This is a genomic window from Roseobacter sp. (genome assembly GCF_024639605.1).
Classification (GTDB): Bacteria; Pseudomonadota; Alphaproteobacteria; order Rhodobacterales; family Rhodobacteraceae; genus Roseobacter.
Genome location: NZ_JAHEHZ010000091.1, coordinates 1 through 6,362, shown reverse-complemented (window position 1 = coordinate 6,362; position 6,362 = coordinate 1). Strand labels below are relative to the sequence as shown.

General features: G+C 61.1%; 8 protein-coding genes. 2 read left to right on the top strand and 6 right to left on the bottom strand.

Annotation, left to right across the window (positions count from 1 at the left end; all coding sequences use genetic code 11):
* The coding region (locus tag Q0M35_RS12405; RefSeq protein WP_295315729.1) for a transporter substrate-binding protein at nucleotides 1-754 on the bottom strand (754 nt) is incomplete at its 3' end.
* A gap of 445 nt (nucleotides 755-1,199) precedes the next feature.
* Here Q0M35_RS12405 and Q0M35_RS12400 point away from each other — a divergent pair.
* Nucleotides 1,200-1,697 carry a CIA30 family protein gene (locus tag Q0M35_RS12400; protein WP_295315727.1) on the top strand — a complete coding sequence of 166 codons (498 nt, stop codon included), beginning with the start codon at nucleotides 1,200-1,202 and terminating at the stop codon, nucleotides 1,695-1,697.
* 129 nt (nucleotides 1,698-1,826) lie between these two features.
* Nucleotides 1,827-2,621: an aspartate dehydrogenase gene (locus Q0M35_RS12395; protein ID WP_295315725.1), complete on the top strand. Its 795-nt coding sequence runs from the start codon at nucleotides 1,827-1,829 to the stop codon at nucleotides 2,619-2,621.
* Nucleotides 2,622-2,628: 7 nt separating this feature from the next.
* Here Q0M35_RS12395 and Q0M35_RS12390 read toward each other — a convergent pair whose 3' ends face one another.
* The 5 genes from Q0M35_RS12390 to Q0M35_RS12370 all read right to left on the bottom strand — a co-directional run.
* Complete coding sequence (locus Q0M35_RS12390; protein ID WP_295315723.1) at nucleotides 2,629-3,396, bottom strand: TIM barrel protein; 768 nt, start codon at nucleotides 3,394-3,396, stop codon at nucleotides 2,629-2,631.
* Nucleotides 3,393-4,043 (bottom strand): aldolase, encoded by a 651-nt coding sequence (locus tag Q0M35_RS12385; RefSeq protein WP_295315696.1) that lies wholly within the window; start codon nucleotides 4,041-4,043, stop codon nucleotides 3,393-3,395. The genes Q0M35_RS12390 and Q0M35_RS12385 overlap by 4 nt, the downstream gene beginning before the upstream one ends.
* An 84-nt stretch (nucleotides 4,044-4,127) precedes the next feature.
* Nucleotides 4,128-4,814 carry a GntR family transcriptional regulator gene (locus Q0M35_RS12380; RefSeq protein ID WP_295315694.1) on the bottom strand — a complete coding sequence of 229 codons (687 nt, stop codon included), beginning with the start codon at nucleotides 4,812-4,814 and terminating at the stop codon, nucleotides 4,128-4,130.
* Nucleotides 4,811-5,830: a Gfo/Idh/MocA family oxidoreductase gene (locus Q0M35_RS12375; protein ID WP_295315692.1), complete on the bottom strand. Its 1,020-nt coding sequence runs from the start codon at nucleotides 5,828-5,830 to the stop codon at nucleotides 4,811-4,813. Before Q0M35_RS12375 ends, Q0M35_RS12380 begins: the two co-directional genes overlap by 4 nt.
* Nucleotides 5,827-6,362, bottom strand: a 536-nt coding sequence (locus tag Q0M35_RS12370) for an isocitrate/isopropylmalate family dehydrogenase (RefSeq protein WP_295315690.1), incomplete at its 5' end; no start/stop codon positions are given. The genes Q0M35_RS12375 and Q0M35_RS12370, both read right to left, overlap by 4 nt.

Below are 6,362 nucleotides of genomic sequence, written 5' to 3'. Positions count from 1 at the left end.
CCGCTGAAACGCCGGCGGCTGCCAGCTCCTTGTAAAAGCCGATGTTCGCATCGCCGTTGATCGTGGAGATCACGCCGACCTGCTTGCCGTCCTCACCGAGAGCCACGACATCAGCCACAATCGTGGCCCAGTCGGAATGACCGAAAGGCGTGTAGTTCACAAAGATATCGTCAGCGGCGATGCCATTATCCTGAAGATACTGCTCAAGAATATTGTTCGTGGTGCGCGGGTACACGTAATCGGTTCCCAGCAGCGCGAATTTTTCGACACCAAGTTCTTCGAGGAAGTAATCCACGGCAGGGATCGCCTGCTGGTTGGGTGCCGCACCGGTGTAAAAGACGTTCTTGGAGCTCTCTTCACCCTCGTACTGCACCGGATAGAAGAGCAGACCGTTCAGTTCTTCGATCACCGGCAGCACAGATTTGCGCGAGACCGACGTCCAGTTGCCAAAGATCACATCTACCTCATGCACGGTCAGCAGTTCGCGCGCCTTTTCAGCAAACAGCGGCCAGTCGGACGCAGGATCGACAACCACGGCCTCGATCTGACAGCCCAGCACTCCACCTGCTTCGTTCTGCTTTTCGATCAGCATCAGCATTGTGTCTTTGAGCGTTGTTTCAGAGATCGCCATTGTACCCGACAGCGAGTGCAGAACCCCGACTTTCACAGGATCTGCGCATTCAGCGCCGGCAATTGCCGCAGAGGCAAAAAGTGCCGCAGCAGCACAGGATGTTGTTTTCAGTTTTTGAGCCATTTCAGTGGTCCCCGGTTATTTGCGGTCCGCATGACGTTTAAGCTGATGCTTTCGCCAGAGGTTCAAAGAGTGTAGATACGACCCGCAGCAGTGATGTTGCCGTCGCGCGAGGGGAAGTATCTGCCAGGATCGCCCTTCGCGTGACATTCAGCCCTTTCAGGCACGTAATACTCTGCCTCCGTCGCGGGGCCGGGTCGCGGAACTCTCGCCTGCTAACCCTTTATTAACCGGGGCGCTGCCTGTTTGAGTGGCTGTTTACCGGCAGTTGCTCATAATTAAGGCAGCCAGAGCACGTATTCAGGCGTTTATCGGTGGGAATTCCGACCCGGCGGTCCATCTTATGGCGCGGACACTGAATAGGACGGTGAACCTTCATCGCGTGGATTCGCCTGCGGGCTGCGGTGACAGATCACCTGAGGCGTACCCTCACGGAGACACAGAAAGCATGACAACACCGCAGCACGAAGCCATTCCCCCCGCCTCTGAATGGGAACTTGTAACCGATAGCGTGATGGGCGGTGTCTCGCAAGGCGCGCTCACGCGCAGTGTCGGTAACGACATCGCGGTTGCCCGTCTCACCGGCGATGTCTCACTCGATAACAACGGCGGATTTCTGCAGATGGCCACGGACATTAACCGTGCCGCTGTTACCGGACAGGACCTGCGGGGGATTGAGGTCGGTGTCCGGGGCAATGACGAGGAGTATGAGATCCGTCTGCGCACCGACCGGCTAACACGGCCATGGCAGTCTTTTCGCACAACCTTTACTGCGACGCCGGAATGGCAGACCCTGCGCATCGGGTTTGATGCGTTTGAGCCTCACAAAACGGACGCGCCGTTCCACCCCGCGGAGATCAGGCGTATCGGAATACTGGCAGTCGGCCGTGCGTTTCACGCTGACATCGCGGTGCGTGCGGTTCGGTTCTTCGGCCCGGAGAGTTAGCGCAGCCCCCCCGGGGACCCGCATAAACATACCCGAAAAAGACGCTCGCAAATTGGAGGAACCGGTGTCAGGTTTCGGTCACCCGCTGTCCGGGACCATTCCCGGGGACATCCACGGAAAGGGACAGGCATGACAATCGCTCTGATCGGCTATGGCGCAATCGCACGCGCAGTACATGCAGAGCTGCGCACGGATGCCGGGCCGCTGATCCGCCAGGTCCTCGTCCGGGATACCCGCTGCGCTGCAATCCGGCAGGAGACAGGCGATGATATCGGAGTGATCAGCTCCGTGGACGCGCTGCACCCGGACACCCGTTTTGTGCTGGAATGTGCAGGGCACGAGGCGGTGCGCGCCTATGGCGCCGGAATTCTCGCGCGCGGCATATCGCTTGGCATTGTCTCGGCAGGTGTGCTTGCGGATGAGGAGCTGCACCGGGCACTGCGCAAAGCCGCTGCCGGCAGTGGCGCGCAACTGGTCGTTCTGCCCGGTGCGATCGGCGGCACGGACGCCATTGCGGCAGCGGGTCGGGAAAATCTTACGATGGTTACCTATACCGGGCGCAAGCCACCCATGGCCTGGGCCGGATCACCCGCCGAAGAGCAGTTTGATCTGGCGGGCATTACCGAACCCACTGTGCTGTTTACCGGCACAGCCCGCGAGGCGGCACGGCAGTACCCGAAGAACGCAAATGTTGTGGCAACCGTGGCACTGGCAGGGACCGGATTTGACGACACGAAAGTATCGCTGGTGGCCGATCCTGCTGCACACGGCAACACCCATGAAATCAAAGCGAGTGGTCCGCTGCTTGATTTTACCTTTACCACAGGCGGCAGGCCGCTGGCCACGAACCCGCGCACCTCGGCCCTGACAGCCATGAGTGCCGTGCGTACCCTGCGCAATCTGACCGGACCTGTGGTGGTCTGAGCAGCACTCAGCCTGCGAAGCGCTTCATCCAGCCAAGCGTGCTGTCAGTGGGTGCCGTTGACTTATATTCTGCGCCTAAGGGCGCGTCATATCCCAGGGCCGCAAGATGCTCGAAGATATGATGATAATTCACCTCTCCGCGATCCGGCGTTCCCCGGTCAGGAACCGAAGCGAATTGCACATGACCTATGAGCGGCAAAAGGCTGCTCAGCCGGTGGCTCAGATCACCCTCGATCAGCTGAATATGATAGCAGTCAAACATCAGCTTCAGATTTGCGGCACCGGTTTTCCGGATCAATGACCGGGCCTGGCCGGTCGACGCCAGAAAATACCCCGGCGCGTCATAGGGGTTGAGCGGTTCGATCAGGATCGTGATGCCATGCGGCGCAGCCGCAGCACAGGCATATTCAAGCGCCCCTACAAAGACCGCCTCCGCTTCGGGTCCGGTCGCGAAGCCGGCCATGACATGGATCGCACCGGCATCGATCGCCACGGCATAGGCCACCGCCTGATCAATCGCCGCGCGTGCTTCATCCTGACGGCCCGGCAGCGCTGAAAGCCCGTTTTCACCGGCTGCCACATCGCCGCGCACCGTGTTGATCCCGAGCATCTGCAAGCCGGTTTCCCCCAGTGCCTCGGCAACACCGGCGGAATCGAATGCATAGGGCCAGTGACATTCAACAGCGTCGAAACCCGCAGCACCGGCCGCCCGGATCGCATCGGGCAAAGGCCGGTCATTCCACAGGAAACCTAAGTTCGCAGAAAACTTCGTCATGTATCCCATTCCACATCAAACCGGGTCACCAGATTGCTCACCTGCTCCGGTGTCAGCATCTGCGCGTCGTACCCGCGCATCAGGATTGCCAGCCGCGCGGTATCCTCAAGCTCTTCAATGGCATTGCAGGCAGCCTCGGCATCTTTACCCGCGACCACCGGTCCGTGATTGGCCAGCATCACCGCCGAGCGCTTTCCGGCCAGCCCGCGAACCGCCTCGCCCATCGCCGGATCGCCCGGCAGATAAAACGGCAGCAGCTTCACTTTGCCCAGCTTCATAATCGCATAAGGGGTAAGCGGCGGCAGGAAATTATCCGCATCCACCCCGGGCATCATTGACCACGCCACCGAATGACAGGCATGCAGATGCACGACAGCGCCCGCGCTGCTGCGGGTATCATAAAAGGCGCTGTGCAGCGGCATCTCTTTGGTCGGCGGATCACCGTCTGTCAGCCTGCCGTGGGTGTCAAAACGGCTGAGGCGCGCCGGATCGAGCCGGCCGAAACTGGTCCCTGTAGGCGAGACCAGCAGACCGCCATCCTCCGTACGCGCAGAGATATTGCCGGTGCTCCCGCCGGTCAGCCCCCGGTCAAACATCGACTTTGCCAGCAGGCAGATCGTTTCACGCAGGCGGGTCTCGGCACTCATCAACGGGTGTCTCTTTTTGCGGTTGTCAGGGCATCCTGTCATGTCTGTGGCGCAAACGACAGCCCCGCAAACGGACGTCAGTGCCTAAAGCTGGTGCAGATGGTGCCGGCGCAACAGACCGATCAGCATGTCACGTGCATGGGTACGGTGCGCGTGATGGACCCGGCCGGCCGTTTCGGCGTCACCGGCGCGGATCGCCGCCAGAACGGCTTCGTGATCGTCGCGCGATTTGACCGGCACCGGCCGGATATAGAGGGTCATCGCGCGGGCGCGCCGCACCTGGTCGGCCATCATCGCCTGGATGGCACCGATACGCCGGTTGCCCCCCAGCCGGACAAGCTCGCGGTGAAACTCATCATCCGCGGCGGCCCAGGCCTCGCGGTCCTCTGCTTCCAGCGCCCGGGCCATATCGCGGATGCTTTTTTCGAGGCCCAGCAGATCCTCCGCGCCATATCCGCGTGCCGCGGCATCCCGGGCCGCAAGCGCTTCAAGCTCCGTCAGAATATCATAAATCTCGCACATATCGCTGACTGATACCGGCAGGATGCGGATGCCGCGGCGCGGGCGCACTTCCACCAGGCCCTGTCCTTCGAGCATCAGTGCCGCTTCGCGGACAGGGGTGCGCGACATGCCGAGACGGTCAGCAAGTTCCGTTTCAAGATGATCCGATCCGGGTGCGAGTTCGCCGGAAAAAATCAGACGCCGCAATTCGCCCACCGCCCGGTAGCTGTTGGACTTTTCGCGGAAATCTCCTGAGGAGCCAAATATCACAGCGCGATCTTTCTCTGGGTTTCAGCGGAGCGATAGATCGCGTCACGCACACGCAGGACGGTGAGATAATCCCGCGCCGTGTTTTCCGGGGGTGTACCGGCGCACAGTGCGTCAATGACGTGCTGCTGAAGAAACCGCACGCAGTCGCCGCCAAAACCGTCCCAGGGATCGACAGGTGAAACCGTCTCTTCAACGGTCATACCGAATGCGCGGAACGTCACTCTGCCGTCTCCGTAGAGGGCAAGCGTACCATCGGTGCCTTCAAAGAGTCCCTCGCCCATCGTACGGCGCAGGTTGTCGGCGGCGTGATCCGCCAGCCGGTTTCCGTCAAGGATCGTCCGCACCCCGTTCGGGTGATCAAAGAGCACATAGCCCGCATCCTCGCCCGCGATGACCGGATTGATCCTGCGCAGATCAGCATAGACCGCGTGCGGGTTTCCGAAAAGAAAACGGAAGGTATCAATCCAGTGAACGCCGGTTTCATGCACCAGAAACTGCGGCATTTTCTGAAAATAGGGCTGGCGGTCGAGATAGGCCTCAGGCCCCTGCCCGTCCCCGGGTCTGAGCCGGAATGTCGCCTGCAGCGGCGTGCCGATACGCCCTGCGGCGATCTCATCACGGATCACGCGATACCACGGCATAAACCGGAAATTTTCGTGCACCACCAACAACGCCCCGGCAGCTTCGGCCTCGGCGGTAACGGTTTCAGCTTCCGCCAGATCGCGGCAGAACGGCTTTTGCGAGATGATGGTCCGGACCCCCGCCCCGAGTGCTGCGCGCACGGCAGCTGCGTGCGCAACGGGCGGCAGAATTATGTCCAGCAGGTCCGGGCTGGTGGCGTCCAGCAACTCTTCCAGAGACGCAAAAGCCGGCAGGCCGGTTGCTCTGGCCGCTTCGATATTCAGGTCCGCAGCGCCGACCAGGTGCACCCCGTCCATGCGCGCCCAGGCGTCATAGTGAAACTGGCTGAAATATCCCGCCCCCAGGCAGGCCACGCGGACGGTTCGGGCTGTCACAGGCCAAGCTCCTGTAAAACAGCCGACGCCGCCTCTTCGGTGCCGGCGGTGCCGCCCAGATCGCAGGTCAGAACCTCACCCCGCCGGATGACGGCCTCAACCGCCTCACGCAACCGCGTCCCGTCCGCGACAAGTGCCGGGTTCTCATATCTGAGCCCGAGCCAGTCCAGCATCATCGCTGCTGAAAGAATCATCGCCATCGGGTTGGCGCGCCCCTGACCGGCGATATCAGGAGCGGACCCGTGACAGGGCTGAAAAACCGCGTGATCAGACCCGATATCGGCGGAGGGTGCCACTCCCAGCCCCCCCATCAGCCCCGCGCCGAGATCAGACAGGATGTCACCAAACATGTTTTCAGTGACGAGTACGTCGAAATCCCAGGGTTTCAGCACAAACCAGAGCGCTGTCGCATCAACATATGCGTGATCAGCCGCGAGGTCAGGGTGTTTCGCCGCTTCCGCATCAAAGAGCGCGCGGAAAAAGGCAAAGGCCCGGAACACATTGGCCTTGTCCACGCAGGTCACCCGCCCCG